Consider the following 14,357-nt stretch of genomic DNA (forward strand, 5'->3'; position numbering starts at 1 on the left):
GATCGACGCCGTCACTTCCTTGATCTCGGCCAGACCGTTGACCGGGCGCAGATCGCCCTTGGCATAGTAATAGCCGATCAGCGGCGAGGTCTTCTTGTAGTATTCCATCAGACGGGTGCGAAGGCTGTCTTCGTTGTCGTCCGCCCGGCGGGTGAATTCTTTCTTCTGGCCGCAATTGGTGCAGACACCATCGTCCGGGATCGGCTTGGTGATGTCATTATAGACTTCACCACAACCCGAACAGGTGGACCGCGCCGTGATCCGTTCGACCAGAGCTTCGTCATCGACACGCATCTCGATCACGGTGTGCAGCGACTGGCCCAGCTTGGTCAGAAGCGCCGACAGCGCATCCGCCTGTGCCAGCGTCCGGGGGAAACCGTCAAAGATGAAACCAGCGCCCTTTTCGGTGGTCAGCTTCTCTTCGATCAGGCCGATCACGATCTCATCGGTAACCAGCTTGCCCGCGTCCATGATCGCGGCAACCTTTTGACCCATCTCTGTGCCCGAGGTCTTGGCTTCGCGCAGCATGTCGCCAGTGCTCAGCTGAACCATGCCGCGTGTTTCGACGAGGTGGCGCGCCTGCGTCCCCTTGCCGGCCCCCGGGGGGCCAAGAAGAATGATGTTCATCGACGAGCAGCTCCCTTTCTGCCACGTTTCTTGCCTTTGCCGCGCAGCTGGGACTTTTCGATAAGCCCTTCATATTGATGCGCCAGCAGGTGGCTCTGGACCTGTTGGATCGTATCCATGGTCACAGAGACGATAATCAGAACCGAGGTGCCGCCGAAATAGAACGGAATGGCGAACTGACCCCGCAGGATTTCCGGCAGCAGACACACCAGCGCCAGATAGCCCGAGCCCAGAACCAGCACGCGGTTGACCACGTATTCCAGATATTCCGAGGTCTTCTTGCCCGGACGGATACCCGGCACAAAGCCGTTCTGTTTCTTCAGATTGTCCGCCACGTCATCGGGTTTGAAGGCCACGTTGAACGTGTAGAAATAGGCGAAGAACACGATCATCGACGCAAAGAACAACAGGTACAACGGCTGTCCGGGGCCAAAGTTGGCCAGCAGCCACGACATGATCGGCCCGTTGGTTGCCCCCGACGAGAAGGTCGAGATCGTCACCGGCAACAGCAACAGCGAGCTGGCAAAGATCGCCGGGATCACGCCTGCGGGGTTGACCTTGACCGGCAGGTGGCTGGAGCCGCCCTCATAGATCTTCATACCGGCCTGACGGCGCGGGTATTGGATATGGATCTTGCGCAGGGCGCGTTCCATGAAAACCACGAAGGTGATCACCGCGATGACCATCACGATGACGCCCACGATCACGGCCGGGCTGATCGCACCCGAACGACCTGAGGCAAAGAACTGTGCCAGCGCAGCGGGAACCTCGGCAATGATGCCGACAAAGATGATCAGCGAAATACCGTTACCGATGCCGCGCGCGGTGATCTGTTCACCCAGCCACATCAGGAACATGGTGCCGCCGACCAGAGTGATCATGGTCGAGAAGCGGAAATACAGCCCCGGATCGGTCGCCAGATCACCCGATTCCAACGAAACGGCCAAGCCATAAGCCTGCACAGTGGCCAGCGCCACGGTGCCGAAACGGGTATATTGGTTGATCTTCTTGCGCCCCTGCTCGCCCTCTTTCTTGAGTTGTTCGAGCGCGGGAACCATGGATGTCAGCAGCTGCACGATGATCGAGGCCGAAATATAGGGCATGATGCCGAGGGCAAAGATACCCATCCGCCCCAGCGCCCCGCCGGTGAACATCGAAACCATGCCGCCGATGCCCTGCCCCGCCTGCTCCATGAATTCGCGCAGGGCCTGCCCGTCGATCCCCGGCACCGGAATGAAGGTGCCCAGACGATAGACGATCAGCAAACCCAGCGTGAACAGGATGCGGTTGCGCAGATCGGTGGCTTTGCCAAGGGCAGCCCAGCTAGTGTTGGCTGCCATTTGTTCTGCTGCTGATACCATAAATCGGTCTCTCTTATGCAAACGCCGCCCGGAACCGTTTTCCGGCTCGGACGGCGTCTTGGAAAACTCTGAAGTCTATGTAAGCGGGTCTGTGCCCGCTCACAAGCGCTTACTCTGCCGCAGCAGCTTTTGTGACTTTCAGTGAACCGCCCGCTTTTTCCACTGCCTCAACAGCGGATTTCGATGCGCCGGTGACTTCCAGGTTCACCTTGGCGGTGATTTCACCTTTGGCCAGAACGCGGACACCGTCCAGTTTGCGACGCACCAGACCCGAGGCAACCAGAGCGTCCTCGGTGATCGCAGCTTTGGCGTCCAGCTTCTTGGCGTCGATGAATTTCTGGATCAGACCCAGGTTGATAACGGCGAATTCCTTGCGGTTCGGCTTGCTGAAGCCACGCTTGGGCAGGCGCTGATACAGCGGCATCTGGCCGCCTTCATAGCCATTGATGGCCACACCCGAACGGGATTTCTGGCCTTTGATACCACGGCCACCCATTTTACCCTTGCCGGAGCCGGGACCACGGCCAACGCGGGTCCGTTTCGGTGCGGCGCCAGGATTGTCGCGCAATTCGTGCAGTTTCATATCGCTTCTCCTAAGCCGGATGTGACCCCCGAAGCGTGATGGGCCAAACACGGCATTTCTTGATTTTGATTCTCGTGGGCAGAAAGCCACCGCAGGCGTATAGGCCCGTTGAACGAAGTTGGCAAGCCCGCGTTCAATCCTCTGTGTCTTCGGCCTGATCAGGCTGCGGGGCCTTCGGTGGCACCGGTGCAGCATGCGGGTCGATTCCATGCTTTTTCACCAGATGTCCGATCAGGCTGTCGGGATGTGGCACACCACCGAACCGATTGCGGATAAAGGCCCGCATACGGCGACCATAGAAATGGATCGACATGGTGTTGTCGGTCAGAAAACGCTCGGCCTTGCCGGTTGGCCGCGACATCGTCCGGCGGTCTTTATAGGTGATCGGGTACAGGACCTCTTGTGGAGAGGTGAACCGGGATTCCTTGTTCCGCTGCAGCAACCAGGTCAGCGCCCGCGGTCCCCAGACGCCCCAGACCATCTCGCTGACATGTTTGGGATTTCCGGCCAAAGCATCCCGGACCAGATCGTTGCGGAACTTGGGCGGCAACCAAAGTGGAATGCGATAGGGATCGGCCGTGTGGTCGAGCATGTCGTACAAGGTCGGACTGTCGGGCGGCAGACACAGAACCCCGCCATTGATCTCATGCGGCGCCAGCCAGCCATGCAGATGGCCGTTTTCGGTGGTAAATGGCTTGACGCAATAGGCATCCGTATCCGCCCAGATCATATCCTGATTCTGGGCCAGCATGTGAAAACGGAACTTATCGGAATGCAGCGCAGGGCTGCCCGTGCGCCCATGCAATATGACGTCCTGATCCGACAGAACCGTGCGCGCATCACGCAGTTCGACGCCTTCGGGCACGTTGGTCACAGTACCATAGGTATAAAGACAAACATGTTGGCCGACATCGAGAAACGATTTGATGCAAAGCTGTTCTAGAAAGCTCAGCGGACCTTCGATCCACAGCATTCCGATCTGATATTCCCGCGCCATACCCGGCCTTCCCATCACATTGCACAGGCCGTCAACGACCGTGTTAAAGGATGTGGCGTATCTGTTTCAGTTTGGCAATTGCGCTGGTGAAAAATCCCCATGCGGTGATGCGATCCGACCCCAAAAACAAAAGAGGCGCCCGATTGGCGCCCCTGATCCTCATCAATTTTGTGCGGCCTTACCCGCGATATGCATGCTCGCGTGCGATATCCACGATGTCGCACCGGCGGATGCCGATGTCGTTCAGTTCACGATCCGACAGGCGCTGCAGTTCCGAAAACGTCCTGTTGTATTCCGCCGCCTGCGCCCGAGCGCGCTGGACGCGTTCGACGAAAGTCGCAAACCGGGCGCTCAGGTTGAAGCCGCCATGTGTCAGTATTGCTGTGTGTGCCATATCTCAATTCCTTTCACAGGTCGGGGCGTATTCCCCGACGTCTCTTGATGTGTTCCTTCTTGGGACAAGGGTGAGATAGGAGTGCTGGATAACGCTAACAACGCGCGTTTTGGTCTAGCCGGTATGCGTTTGGTGAATGGTAAAAAACACACATTCTGAAGTTTGTTCGTCTGCTCCGACTGGCTTCAACAACTCGATTCATTGAAGTCGGTGTAGGGGATTGCCATTATGTCAATCGGCAAACTCAAAAGCGACCATGGAATTTACTTTATGCGGCTAACAGCACTAACTATCATAGCTTTGCTTTCTTTATCAGCATGTTCGACTTCTCAAAGCAAATCGGTTTCGCGGCAAATTACGACTACCAGTGACTTCTCAACAGGCACACTGACGTGGTGCTCACCCCCAGCGCGTTGCGGGGTCACTGGGTCCTACCTATTTCGCTGGAAACCAATAGTTAAAGACGGGCAAATTGAAATCTGTGGCATTGGCCGCATTAGAAATACCAGGCTTCTTCCCGCTAAAAGGAAAGCGATGCGCATGGCACGGGTTGAGTATCAGGGACAGACTATCCTGACCAATTTGAACTTTTTCTACGACGCCGGAATAAAAACCGATTTAGTTGGCCGGCCCTCAAACTGCCAACAAACCGGAATTGAGGCAGTTGGCTCTGAGTTTAATGTTCAGCTCATTGTTCCGGCAAGTACATCACCTTTCCATTGGTAGCATGAACCGAAAATCGTCGATTTCGCCGCCAAAGTTTCGAGTTTGACAAACGGCCTTGATGAGGAACAACTTAACGTCGGGGGCTATTGATCTTGCCGATCGCACATTGTGCTCAAACTTGGCATCCTTTGAAGAAGGCCGACGAAAAACGCCTCTGACCGAAGTCAGAGGCGTTTCAGTACTTGTATCGAACTCGCGCTTAGCCGCGTTCTTCGATGATCTCAACCAGATGCGGGATCTTGTTGACCATGCCGCGGACCGAAGGAGTGTCCTCCAGCTCACGGGTGCGGTTCATCTTGTTCAGGCCCAGGCCGATCAGGGTTGCGCGCTGTTCGGCGGGGCGACGGATCGGGGAACCGATCTGCTTGACGACGATGGTTTTTGCCATGGATCGCTCTCCTTACGCTTCGGCTTCAGCAGCCGGTGCTTCGTCCCGCTTGGGCAGGATGTCGGCAACTTTTTTACCACGACGCGCGGCAACCGAACGCGGGCTCTGCTCTTTCTGCAGGCCGTTGATGGTGGCGCGGATCATGTTGTACGGGTTCTGCGAACCCAGCGACTTGGACACAACGTCCTTGACGCCCAGCATCTCGAACACGGCACGCATCGGACCACCGGCGATGATACCAGTACCTTCAGGTGCGGTGCGCATAACCACTTTACCGGCGCCGTGACGGCCTTCGATGTCGTGGTGCAGGGTCCGACCTTCGCGCAGTTGTACGCGGATCATCTGACGCTTGGCTTGCTCAGTCGCCTTACGGATGGCCTCAGGTACTTCTTTCGCTTTACCCTTGCCAAAGCCGACGCGGCCTTTCTGATCGCCGACAACCACCAGAGCGGCGAAGCCAAAGCGCTTACCACCTTTTACGGTTTTCGACACACGGTTGATTGCGACCAGGCGATCTGCAAATTCCGGTGCTTCTTCACGGTCGCGGCCACGGCCCCGACGGTTTTCACGTTCTGCCATTTGGCATCCCTTTTCTCATGTGGCGCATGGCGCCAATTTTCTCAATCGAAGTGAGCCCGAAAGCTCCCCGATCATCGAGGCGGGCGGCCCGCCTTCAGGTTTGCCGAAGCCGGGCTGAAGCCCGGCCTACGGCGTCGTCTCAGGTAGGCCGGGCTTCAGCCCGGCACACCATCAGATCTTCAGACCACCTTCACGCGCAGCGTCGGCAACTGCCTTCACCTTGCCGTGGAACAGGAAGCCACCACGATCGAAATAGGCCTCTTCGACGCCTGCCTTCTTGGCACGCTCGGCGATGGCCGCGCCCACTTTGGTGGCCGCTTCGACGTTGTTCTTGCCAACAACACCCAGATCTTTTTCCAGGGTCGAGGCCGAGGCCAGGGTCACGCCACGAACGTCGTCGATCAGCTGAACGCTGATGTTCTTGTTCGAGCGGTGAACCGACAGGCGTGCACGGCCGGCGTTGACTTTGCGAAGTTTGTTCCGAACGCGCAGGCGGCGCTTCAGAAACAGGGTTCTTTTGCTGTTTGCCATTGTTTGCGTCCTTACTTCTTCTTGCCTTCCTTGCGGAAGATGAACTCGCCCTTATAGCGGATGCCCTTGCCTTTATACGGCTCGGGACGGCGCCACTCGCGGATTTTAGCCGCGGTTTCGCCCACCAACTGCTGGTCGATACCTTCCACAACGATCTCGGTCTGCTTCGGCGCGGTGATGGTCACACCTTCCGGAGCAGTGAAATCGACATCGTGGCTGTAGCCCAGGTTCAGCTTCAGGGTGTTGCCCTGCATCTGAGCCCGATAACCAACACCCTGGATCTCCAGCTCTTTTTTGAAGCCTTGGGTCACGCCGGTTACCAGGTTGGCAACCATGGTGCGGCTCATGCCCCACTGCTGGCGGGCACGCTTGGACATGCCACGGGGGTCGATCTTGACCACGTTGTCTTCTACCGACAGCGTAACGTCGTCGGTGGCGGTGAAGCTGCGGGTGCCTTTCGGACCTTTCACTTCGATGGTCTGACCCGACACAGAGGCGGTAACGCCGCTGGGCAGCTCGACCGGTTTTTTACCAATACGAGACATTGCAGACCTCCTTAGAAGACGGTGCAGAGCACTTCGCCGCCAACATTGTTGGAGCGCGCATTTGCGTCCGACATCACACCTTTCGGAGTGCTGACAATCGACACGCCCAGACCCTGACGGACCTGCGGGATGTCATTGACGCCCATGTATACGCGGCGACCGGGTTTCGAAACCCGCTTCAGTTCGCGAATAACAGGGGTGCCTTCGTAGTATTTCAGGCTGATTTCGATGGCCGGATGACCGTTTTCACCGGTCGTCGCTTCGTAGCCACGGATGTAACCTTCGTCCGCCAGCACGTCCAGAACCCAACCGCGCAGCTTGGATGCGGGGGTGGAAACGGTGGACTTGCCGCGCATTTGCGCGTTGCGGATACGGGTGAGCATATCGCCGATAGGATCATTCATATCTATGTCTCCCTTACCAGCTCGATTTCACCATGCCGGGGATCTGACCAGCAGAACCCAGCTCGCGCAGCGCGATACGGCTGACCTTCAGCTTACGGTAGTAAGCGTGGGGACGACCGGTCAGCTGACAGCGGTTGTGTAGACGGGTAGCCGAGCTGTTGCGCGGCAGTTTCGCCAGTTTCAGACGCGCTTTGAAGCGCTCTTCCATCGGGCGGCTCTCGTCATTCGCGATTTCCTTCAGCTCGGCACGCTTTGCGGCATATTTGGCCACCAGGCGTTCGCGCTTCTTCTCGCGTTCGATCATTGCTTTTTTAGCCATGTCTCAATCCTCCCGGCGCTTACGCGTTGAACGGCATGTTGAATGCTTTCAACAGGCTCTTCGCTTCAGCGTCGGTTTTCGCTGTGGTGGCAATTACGATATCCAGGCCCCAGACCTCGTCGACCTTGTCGAAGTCGATTTCCGGGAACACGATGTGCTCTTTCATGCCCATGGCAAAGTTGCCACGACCATCGAAAGACGGCTTCACACCGCGGAAGTCACGAACGCGCGGCAGCGCGATGGTGATCAGACGATCCAGGAATTCGTACATCCGGTCACCGCGCAGGGTCACCTTGGCACCCAGCGGCATGTCTTCACGGACGCGGAAACCCGCGATCGACTTCTTCGCCTTGGTTGCAACGGCCTGCTGACCGGCAATCGCAGTCAGATCCTCGACAGCAGCTTTCGCTTTCTTCGAGTCTTTGACGGCCTCGGCACCACACCCGATGTTCAGAACGATTTTTTCCAGCTTGGGCAGCTGCATGTCGTTCTTGTAGCCGAACTCTTCTTTCAGAGCGGCACGGATGGTTTCAACGTACTGAGTTTTCAGACGCGGGGTATAGTTTGCGGAATCAAGCATCGATCACGTCCCCTGTGGTCTTGGCGAAGCGGACCTTCTTGTCGCCTTCCATGCGGAAGCCAACGCGGGTTGCTTTGCCGTTCTTGTCCAGCAGCGCCAGGTTCGACAGCTCGATCGGGTTTGCCTGAGGCAGGCGACCCCCTTGCGAGGTTTGCGACTGACGGGTGTGGCGGATGGCGATGTTGATGCCGTCGACAACAGCTTTACCGGCTTTGGGGTCAACCGAGGTGATGGTTCCCTCTTTGCCCTTGTCCTTGCCGGCCAGCACGACGACCTTGTCGCCTTTGCGGAGTTTAGCAGCCATGATTACAGCACCTCCGGAGCGAGCGAGATGATTTTCATGAAGTTCTTGCTGCGCAGTTCGCGAACAACCGGGCCAAAGATACGGGTACCTACGGGCTCGTTGTTGTTGTTCAGGATGACGGCGGCGTTGCGATCAAAACGGATCGCGGTACCGTCCGCGCGGCGGACTTCCTTGGCGGTGCGCACGACGACGGCCTTGCGGACGTCACCTTTCTTTACGCGGCCGCGCGGGATGGCTTCCTTCACCGAGACGACAATGATGTCGCCGACGGAGGCGTATTTACGCTTGGAACCACCCAGGACCTTGATGCACTGAACTCGGCGTGCGCCGGAGTTGTCAGCGACATCCAGATTGGTCTGCATCTGGATCATGTGGTTTCTCCCGACCTGTGGGGGCTGGTCTTGTTAAATCCCCCAGGGTTTCGACAAATGGGAAAATCCCGGGGGCTTACGCCTCCAGAACTTCCCAACGTTTCGTCTTCGATTTCGGCGCGCATTCGATGATGCGGACTGTATCGCCGACCTTGAAGGCGTTCTTTTCGTCATGAGCCCGGTATTTCTTGGACTTACGAACGGTTTTTTGCAGCAGCGGGTGCTTGAAACGGCGCTCGACAGATACGGTTACGGTCTGTTCGTTGGCGTCGCTGGTCACGGTGCCTTGCAGGATACGCTTGGGCATCTGATTACTCCTCGGATGCCGCGGCAGCGGCCTTTTCGTTCAGAATGGTTTTGACGCGGGCAGCATTGCGGCGGGCCGCTTTGATACCAGCGGTGTTTTCCAGCTGACCGGTTGCCTGTTGAAAGCGCAGGTTAAAGCTTTCTTTCTTCAGGTTGGCCAGTTCCTCGCGGAGCTGGTCCGGGGTCTTGTCACGCAGTTCTTGGGCGTTCATCGCCTTTTTCCTTTGCTCAAAACACCAGAAGGCCCCCTTACAGGGTCACCTTTGACCTGGTGGATGAATGATAGACATACGAATCGCCCGACAAGGCCGGGAGATCGCAGGATGCCGCCGTATAAGGGTTTGGGGGGTGGGTGGCAAGAGGAAGTTTGGGGAAACAAAGCATGGTCGGCCAGACACAGCTCAGCGCAATGATACAAGATATTACAGCATCCACTTTACGCTGAATAGAAGGTGTCGCATTTAACCCAAAAGCGAATTTCACAAAAGTAACTCTGCTATGGATTCTTCAACAACACTCGACATTCTCATCGTACTGAACGCAGCAAGCATCATCTACCTGATTTGGTATGCGTGGTACCTGTTCATCGCGAACAAAGGTGACCTTGGTGCACTTGGACTTGGCCTTGCCGCCATGGCTTTCCTGAACTTGATGAGCCAAGCCAAAGATTGGATCGAGGACAGCTATGATGAACGGGGACGCAACTCGTCAATTCAGCAAAGTGAACCCGGGCTCAACGACACGCCGGAAAACTAGGGCGGCAATTGACATCGCAAACCTGATCGATATGTCCGCCTCGCCCAAAAGTTTGCACAAAAGGACCAAATAGCCTTAACATCAAAGACAGTTTTTTGATTGATGAGGTTGACCGTGAAAATTCTGAAAGTTTGCTCTATTGCTTTTGCCATCCTTGCCCCCACAGCTTTTGCCCATGCTGCGCCAGACGGAAAATGGACACTGACCATCAATTCCAGCCGTCCGTGGCAGATGGATATCGTGGTGAAGGATAACGTCCCACAGGTTCTTGCTGCACATGACATAACACCTGAAGGTGTCAAAATGCGGAAAGCGACCGATGATCGCCTTCAGTTCGACGCTCTTATCTCGAAAAAGGGCAGTTGCGCCTCTGGAAGCGTGATGAAGTTCGACTTGAAGTTCAAGAACGGGGCCTACAGGTCGGGGTCGGTGAACGGTAACTGTATCGGGTTTCCCAGATTCCGCGCACGTGTCACTGCGAAATAGCGGATCGGGGCTCACTCCCACTTATAGTTGAAACTCACCGAAATCCGCTCGTCCTCGGCCATGTTCATCGGCACCTCGTGGCGCAGCCAGCTTTCCCACAGCAGGACGTCGCCCACCTGCGGCTTCATATAGATGAACGGCTGCAAATCCCGCCGCCCGCCCTTGATGCGTGTCGGCGCGGCCATCATGCGGCCTGATCGCGGGTCTTCCAGTTTCAATGCGCTCGCCCCTTCGGGCATCGCCACATAGGTCGTGCCCGAGATCACGCTGTGCGGGTGCAGGTGGCTGGAGTGCATACCCCCCTCGGGCAGGATGTTGATCCACAGGTCTTCCAGCTTCAACTCGCCCTCGCCCAGATCGAACTCCAGATCCTTGGCAAAGGCCGCCACATGGCTATCCAGCGCCGCGACCAGATCGGCAAAGATCGGGAACCGCCACGGCAGATCGGTCAGCGAGGCATAGCTGGTGTAACCGGGATATCCATTCTCCTCACACCATTCCTGCCCGGCCTCATCATCCTCGGCGATGACAATGCAGGAGTTCTCCAGCTCTTCCGGGTCGATCTTGGGATCAAAATCGGACAAGGCTGCGCGGTAGAGACGGGTTACGAAGAGCGATTCAATCTGTGCCATGGGGACGTCATAACCCAGTCAGCACCTGTGTGCGAGGGCAATGACCGGCGGAAATCGCGACCTATTGCTTCAGCAGATCAGGCCAGTAGCCGTTTGCTTTCTCGATGTTTCCATCAATATCACTGGCCCAGATACGCCGCACCTGAGGGCTGTAGTTCAGATACAGCTTGTCCTCCCATATCCGCCACGCGAACGGGTCGACATCCGCCACCGCGTTCTGGCTGGCCGCATAGGCACAATATCCCCCGAATTGCGGCGCGAACTTGCCCGGGTCCGACAGGAATGCCTGCCGGTTCGCCTCATCCACAAACACCCAGGTGGCCCCGTTGTATTCGGCCGTGATCTCTGGATCACCTTTCTGCGGATCACCACCCAGCCAATAGGTCATGACGTCATAGCCATTCATTGCCAGACCGTTGAAATGGCCAAGATTGACCTCGGACGACGACGCCCACGCCTTGGGAGGCTCGACAAGAGCGAAAGACACAAGAAGTAACGTGAAGATCAGACGCGGCATATATGCCCCTCCCGATGGCAGCGCAGCTCGGGCGGATCATAACCGTGCACAGCGGCTGATGACCAGTCACGTATCCGTGGCACTATGGGTCCAATAGAAAACCCCGCCAGTTTCCCGGCGGGGTCGTCCATTTCGTAGGATGGGGTTTCACCCCATCGACTTACCAGTCTTCGCGGACCACGACGCGGGTCTTGATCGGCAGCTTCATCGCAGCCAGGCGCAGGGCCTCGCGGGCGATGTCGTCATTGACGCCGTCGATCTCGAACATCACGCGGCCAGGCTTGACCTTGCAGGCCCAGCGGTCGACCGAACCTTTACCTTTACCCATACGAACTTCGATCGGCTTGGCCGTGACCGGAGTGTCGGGGAAGATGCGGATCCAGACGCGACCCTGACGTTTCATGTGACGCGTCATGGCACGACGTGCAGCTTCGATCTGGCGTGCAGTTACACGCTCAGGCTCAAGAGCTTTCAGGCCGTAGGTGCCAAAGTTCAGATCAGAGCCGCCCTTGGCGAGACCCTTGATCCGGCCTTTGTGCATCTTGCGGAATTTTGTACGCTTTGGTTGAAGCATATCTTTCCCTCCTTAGCGACGACCGCCACCAGCACCACGAGGTGCAGGGCCGTCCTGGAGTTCCTGTGCTTTACGGTCACGTGCCTGCGGATCGTGCTCCATGATCTCACCTTTGAAGATCCAGACCTTGATCCCGATGATCCCGTAGGGGGTCATCGCTTCGGCATGTGCGTAATCGATGTCGGCACGCAGGGTGTGCAGAGGCACGCGGCCTTCGCGGTACCACTCGGTCCGTGCGATTTCGGCGCCGCCCAGACGGCCAGCGACGTTCACCCGGATACCCAGGGCGCCCATGCGCATGGCGTTCTGAACCGAGCGCTTCATCGCGCGGCGGAACGAGACGCGGCGCTCCAGCTGCTGAGCGATGGACTCGGCAACCAGCTGCGCGTCAAGCTCGGGCTTGCGCACTTCGACGATGTTCAGGTGCAGTTCGCTGTCGGTCATGGCAGCAAGCTTTTTGCGCAGAACTTCGATGTCTGCACCTTTCTTGCCGATGATGACACCGGGACGTGCTGTGTGGATCGTAACGCGGCACTTTTTGTGCGGACGTTCGATGATCACACGGGCAACACCGGCCTGCTTGCACTCTTTGTTGATGAACTCACGGATCTTGAGGTCTTCCAGCAGAAGATCACCGTAGTCCTTGGTGTCGGCGTACCAGCGGCTGTCCCAGGTGCGGTTGACCTGCAGGCGCATGCCGATCGGATTTACTTTATGACCCATTAGGCTTGCTCCTCAACTTGACGCACCTTGATGGTGATCTCCGAGAACGGCTTTTTCAGCGCACCAAAACGGCCACGAGCCCGCGGGCGACCGCGTTTCATGACCAGGTTCTTGCCAACCCAGGCTTCGGCGACGATCAGCTCGTCCACGTCCAGGTTGTGGTTGTTCTCGGCGTTGGCGATTGCGGACTGAAGGCATTTCTTCACGTCCTGCGCGATACGCTTGTTCGAGAAAGTCAGGTCGGTCAGCGCCTTCTCGACTTTCTTGCCGCGGATCATCGCTGCAACCAGGTTCAGTTTCTGCGGGCTGGTGCGAAGCATGCGGGTTTTCGCCATTGCTTCGTTTTCGGCCACGCGGCGGGGGTTCTTTTCCTTGCCCATGACTTACTTCCGCTTCGCTTTTTTGTCTGCGGCGTGGCCATAATAGGTGCGGGTCGGCGAGTATTCACCGAACTTCTGACCGATCATGTCTTCCGAGACGTTGACGGGGATATGCTTCTGGCCGTTGTACACACCAAAGGTCAGACCCACGAACTGGGGCAGAATGGTGGAACGACGCGACCAGATTTTGATGACTTCGTTGCGGCCCGACTCGCGCGCTGCTTCGGCTTTTTTCAGCACGTAAGCATCGACGAAAGGACCCTTCCAAACAGAGCGAGACATAGATTAACGTCCCTTCTTCTTGGCGTGCCGCGAGCGGATGATCAGCTTCTGGGACGCTTTGTTCTTGTTGCGGGTACGCTTACCCTTGGTGTCCTTACCCCACGGCGTAACCGGCGTACGGCCACCCGAGGTACGACCCTCACCACCACCATGCGGGTGATCGAACGGGTTCATTGCAACACCGCGAACCGACGGACGCACGCCCTTGTGGCGCATACGACCGGCTTTACCGAGGTTCTGGTTGCTGTTGTCGGGGTTGGACACGGCACCAACGGTGGCCATGCATTCCTGACGGACCATGCGCAGCTCGCCCGAGCTCAGACGGATCTGAGCGTAGCCGCCATCGCGACCAACGAATTGCGCGTAAGTACCGGCCGCACGTGCGATCTGACCGCCTTTGCCAGGCTTCATCTCGATGTTGTGGACGATGGTACCAATCGGCATGCCCGAGAACGGCATTGCGTTGCCCGGCTTGATGTCGGCCTTTGCCGACGCGATGACCTTGTCACCAACAGCCAGACGCTGCGGAGCCAGGATATAGGCCTGCTCGCCGTCTTCGTATTTTACCAGTGCGATGAATGCGGTCCGGTTCGGGTCGTATTCGATCCGCTCGACGGTTGCCGCGACATCAAATTTGTTCCGTTTGAAGTCAACGATCCGGTAGAGACGCTTTGCGCCACCGCCGCGGCGGCGTGAAGTGATCCGTCCGGTGTTGTTCCGGCCGCCCGATTTGGTCAAACCCTCTGTGAGAGACTTGACCGGACGTCCTTTCCAAAGCTCCGAACGGTCGATCAGCACCAGCCCGCGCTGGCCCGGCGTCGTCGGCTTGTACGACTTGAGTGCCATGCTTTCTGTCTTCCGTTTAGCAAGTGCGAGGCGCTGCCCCGCTATGTGATAGGCCCCCGTAGGTGCCAAGGGTATAGGGCCCCGAAGGTCCCCGGTTACAAATATCAGAGGCCCCGGAACGAATCCGAGGCCGCAAGATTGGGAGC

Annotated in this window: 25 protein-coding genes; 2 read left to right on the plus strand and 23 right to left on the minus strand. The window is 57.4% G+C overall.

The features are described from left to right. The 16 genes from MPJ51_RS13480 to rpmC all read right to left on the minus strand — a co-directional run. A partial coding sequence (locus MPJ51_RS13480) for an adenylate kinase (protein WP_298387611.1) occupies window positions 1-627 on the minus strand: 627 nt, incomplete at its 3' end. Next, complete coding sequence (secY, locus tag MPJ51_RS13485) at window positions 624-1,988, minus strand: preprotein translocase subunit SecY (RefSeq protein WP_298387614.1); 1,365 nt, start codon at window positions 1,986-1,988, stop codon at window positions 624-626. The genes MPJ51_RS13480 and secY, both read right to left, overlap by 4 nt. Window positions 1,989-2,097: 109 nt before the next feature. Continuing rightward, on the minus strand, window positions 2,098-2,571 hold the full coding sequence (gene rplO / locus MPJ51_RS13490; RefSeq protein WP_298387618.1) for a 50S ribosomal protein L15: 474 nt from the start codon (window positions 2,569-2,571) through the stop codon (window positions 2,098-2,100). A 133-nt stretch (window positions 2,572-2,704) separates the two neighbouring features. Continuing rightward, entirely contained in the window at window positions 2,705-3,568 is an 864-nt protein-coding gene (locus MPJ51_RS13495; RefSeq protein ID WP_298387621.1) for a hypothetical protein, read from the minus strand. A gap of 178 nt (window positions 3,569-3,746) precedes the next feature. Next, window positions 3,747-3,962 carry a DUF1127 domain-containing protein gene (locus MPJ51_RS13500; RefSeq protein WP_298387624.1) on the minus strand — a complete coding sequence of 72 codons (216 nt, stop codon included), beginning with the start codon at window positions 3,960-3,962 and terminating at the stop codon, window positions 3,747-3,749. A gap of 925 nt (window positions 3,963-4,887) precedes the next feature. Then, window positions 4,888-5,076, minus strand: coding sequence for a 50S ribosomal protein L30 (gene rpmD, locus MPJ51_RS13505; protein ID WP_039538297.1), 189 nt, complete (start codon window positions 5,074-5,076; stop codon window positions 4,888-4,890). Between the two features lie 12 nt (window positions 5,077-5,088). Further along, the gene (gene rpsE, locus MPJ51_RS13510; protein WP_170328768.1) at window positions 5,089-5,655 is read right to left on the minus strand and encodes a 30S ribosomal protein S5; all 567 of its coding nucleotides are present in this window, start codon (window positions 5,653-5,655) and stop codon (window positions 5,089-5,091) included. A gap of 171 nt (window positions 5,656-5,826) precedes the next feature. Beyond that, window positions 5,827-6,186 (minus strand): 50S ribosomal protein L18, encoded by a 360-nt coding sequence (gene rplR, locus MPJ51_RS13515; protein ID WP_298387633.1) that lies wholly within the window; start codon window positions 6,184-6,186, stop codon window positions 5,827-5,829. Between the two features lie 11 nt (window positions 6,187-6,197). After that, window positions 6,198-6,731 (minus strand): 50S ribosomal protein L6, encoded by a 534-nt coding sequence (gene rplF / locus MPJ51_RS13520; protein WP_155148689.1) that lies wholly within the window; start codon window positions 6,729-6,731, stop codon window positions 6,198-6,200. An 11-nt stretch (window positions 6,732-6,742) separates the two neighbouring features. Continuing rightward, window positions 6,743-7,135, minus strand: coding sequence for a 30S ribosomal protein S8 (rpsH, locus tag MPJ51_RS13525; protein ID WP_010437099.1), 393 nt, complete (start codon window positions 7,133-7,135; stop codon window positions 6,743-6,745). Between the two features lie 13 nt (window positions 7,136-7,148). Continuing rightward, window positions 7,149-7,454 (minus strand): 30S ribosomal protein S14, encoded by a 306-nt coding sequence (gene rpsN / locus MPJ51_RS13530; protein WP_068340744.1) that lies wholly within the window; start codon window positions 7,452-7,454, stop codon window positions 7,149-7,151. A 19-nt stretch (window positions 7,455-7,473) separates the two neighbouring features. After that, window positions 7,474-8,034, minus strand: coding sequence for a 50S ribosomal protein L5 (gene rplE / locus MPJ51_RS13535; RefSeq protein WP_298387647.1), 561 nt, complete (start codon window positions 8,032-8,034; stop codon window positions 7,474-7,476). Continuing rightward, the gene (gene rplX, locus MPJ51_RS13540) at window positions 8,027-8,338 is read right to left on the minus strand and encodes a 50S ribosomal protein L24 (RefSeq protein WP_010437096.1); all 312 of its coding nucleotides are present in this window, start codon (window positions 8,336-8,338) and stop codon (window positions 8,027-8,029) included. The genes rplE and rplX overlap by 8 nt, the downstream gene beginning before the upstream one ends. Window positions 8,339-8,340: 2 nt before the next feature. Beyond that, window positions 8,341-8,709: a 50S ribosomal protein L14 gene (gene rplN, locus MPJ51_RS13545; protein WP_155148681.1), complete on the minus strand. Its 369-nt coding sequence runs from the start codon at window positions 8,707-8,709 to the stop codon at window positions 8,341-8,343. Between the two features lie 76 nt (window positions 8,710-8,785). Continuing rightward, complete coding sequence (gene rpsQ / locus MPJ51_RS13550; RefSeq protein ID WP_171181609.1) at window positions 8,786-9,016, minus strand: 30S ribosomal protein S17; 231 nt, start codon at window positions 9,014-9,016, stop codon at window positions 8,786-8,788. 4 nt (window positions 9,017-9,020) lie between these two features. After that, window positions 9,021-9,227, minus strand: coding sequence for a 50S ribosomal protein L29 (gene rpmC / locus MPJ51_RS13555; protein WP_010437082.1), 207 nt, complete (start codon window positions 9,225-9,227; stop codon window positions 9,021-9,023). Window positions 9,228-9,513: 286 nt separating this feature from the next. Here rpmC and MPJ51_RS13560 point away from each other — a divergent pair, with 286 nt between their 5' ends. Continuing rightward, on the plus strand, window positions 9,514-9,771 hold the full coding sequence (locus tag MPJ51_RS13560) for a hypothetical protein (RefSeq protein WP_298387661.1): 258 nt from the start codon (window positions 9,514-9,516) through the stop codon (window positions 9,769-9,771). Between the two features lie 114 nt (window positions 9,772-9,885). Next, on the plus strand, window positions 9,886-10,257 hold the full coding sequence (locus MPJ51_RS13565; protein WP_298387664.1) for a hypothetical protein: 372 nt from the start codon (window positions 9,886-9,888) through the stop codon (window positions 10,255-10,257). An 11-nt stretch (window positions 10,258-10,268) separates the two neighbouring features. On the opposite strand, the gene MPJ51_RS13570 is transcribed toward MPJ51_RS13565, so the two are convergent. From MPJ51_RS13570 to rplB, 7 genes are all read right to left on the minus strand, one after another. Continuing rightward, on the minus strand, window positions 10,269-10,889 hold the full coding sequence (locus MPJ51_RS13570) for a 2OG-Fe(II) oxygenase family protein (protein WP_298387670.1): 621 nt from the start codon (window positions 10,887-10,889) through the stop codon (window positions 10,269-10,271). A 61-nt stretch (window positions 10,890-10,950) separates the two neighbouring features. After that, window positions 10,951-11,406 carry a YHS domain-containing (seleno)protein gene (locus MPJ51_RS13575; protein WP_298387673.1) on the minus strand — a complete coding sequence of 152 codons (456 nt, stop codon included), beginning with the start codon at window positions 11,404-11,406 and terminating at the stop codon, window positions 10,951-10,953. Window positions 11,407-11,566: 160 nt separating this feature from the next. Then, the gene (rplP, locus tag MPJ51_RS13580) at window positions 11,567-11,980 is read right to left on the minus strand and encodes a 50S ribosomal protein L16 (RefSeq protein WP_058283513.1); all 414 of its coding nucleotides are present in this window, start codon (window positions 11,978-11,980) and stop codon (window positions 11,567-11,569) included. A gap of 12 nt (window positions 11,981-11,992) precedes the next feature. Beyond that, a complete protein-coding gene (gene rpsC / locus MPJ51_RS13585; RefSeq protein ID WP_298387681.1) occupies window positions 11,993-12,703 on the minus strand; it encodes a 30S ribosomal protein S3 in 711 nt (236 codons plus the stop codon). Further along, window positions 12,703-13,083: a 50S ribosomal protein L22 gene (gene rplV / locus MPJ51_RS13590; protein WP_170576051.1), complete on the minus strand. Its 381-nt coding sequence runs from the start codon at window positions 13,081-13,083 to the stop codon at window positions 12,703-12,705. Before rplV ends, rpsC begins: the two co-directional genes overlap by 1 nt. Before the next feature lie 3 nt (window positions 13,084-13,086). Continuing rightward, window positions 13,087-13,365, minus strand: a complete 279-nt coding sequence (gene rpsS / locus MPJ51_RS13595) for a 30S ribosomal protein S19 (RefSeq protein ID WP_005980699.1) — start codon at window positions 13,363-13,365, stop codon at window positions 13,087-13,089. Between the two features lie 3 nt (window positions 13,366-13,368). After that, a complete protein-coding gene (gene rplB / locus MPJ51_RS13600; RefSeq protein WP_298387692.1) occupies window positions 13,369-14,211 on the minus strand; it encodes a 50S ribosomal protein L2 in 843 nt (280 codons plus the stop codon). Window positions 14,212-14,357: the final 146 nt, after the last annotated feature.

This window comes from Ruegeria sp., assembly GCF_028066395.1.
Classification (GTDB): domain Bacteria; phylum Pseudomonadota; class Alphaproteobacteria; order Rhodobacterales; family Rhodobacteraceae; genus Ruegeria.